Origin of the sequence: Tissierella simiarum, assembly GCF_018917865.1 — a bacterium.
Taxonomy (GTDB): Bacteria; Bacillota; Clostridia; order Tissierellales; family Tissierellaceae; genus Tissierella_C; species Tissierella_C simiarum.
In genome coordinates this window covers 1-742 of the sequence record NZ_JAHLPM010000051.1, presented here as the reverse complement: position 1 = coordinate 742, position 742 = coordinate 1, and the positions used below count along the sequence as shown (strand labels likewise).

Annotated in this window: 1 protein-coding gene; it reads right to left on the bottom strand. The window is 33.6% G+C overall.

Annotated features, from left to right (window positions below; genetic code table 11):
* Positions 1-131 precede the first annotated feature (131 nt).
* Positions 132-608, bottom strand: coding sequence for an IS200/IS605 family transposase (tnpA, locus tag KQI42_RS20740; RefSeq protein ID WP_216522735.1), 477 nt, complete (start codon positions 606-608; stop codon positions 132-134).
* Between the last annotated feature and the right edge of the window lie 134 nt (positions 609-742).

The following is a 742-nucleotide window of genomic DNA, read 5'->3' as shown; positions in this document are numbered from 1 at the left end:
AATCATAACCACCCGTCAAACGGGTGGTTTGCTCAGCCCTATAAGGGCATGTTACTTGCAAGTGTCTAAAGACACGCTGAATACAGTCCGCCAACCGCTTTAACTTTCCAAGCTACCCCTCAAGGGGCACTTTATCTTTTATTTCCTCTTTCTATTTTTTCACCTGTAAAAGGATCTATAAATTCTTTCATACTTATTTGATCAAGTGCTATGTCTTCTTGCAACTGATTTTTGATGTACTCTTCTATTACTTTCTTATTCCTACCTACTGTATCTACATAATATCCTTTACACCAGAAATGTCTATTCCCATATTTATATTTTAAATTGGCATGTCTATCAAATATCATTAAACTACTTTTTCCTTTTAAATATCCCATGAAACTTGATACACTTATCTTTGGTGGTATACTTACTAGCATATGAATATGATCTGGACAAGCTTCTGCTTCTATTATTTCTACTCCTTTATATTCACATAGCTTTCTTAGTATTGTACCTATATCTCTTCTTATCTTTCCATATATTATCTGTCTTCTGTATTTTGGTGCAAATACAATGTGATACTTACAATTCCACTTTGTATGTGATAAACTATTATTATCCATATGGATACCTCCTTTGATTTTTAGTTATGGTTGGCTAGACCTAACTTTATTATATCAAAGGAGGTTTTGTTTTTTTACTCACCGCTAAAAGCTCTTTAGAACCACCCGCATAGCGGGTGGTATTCATAATACAA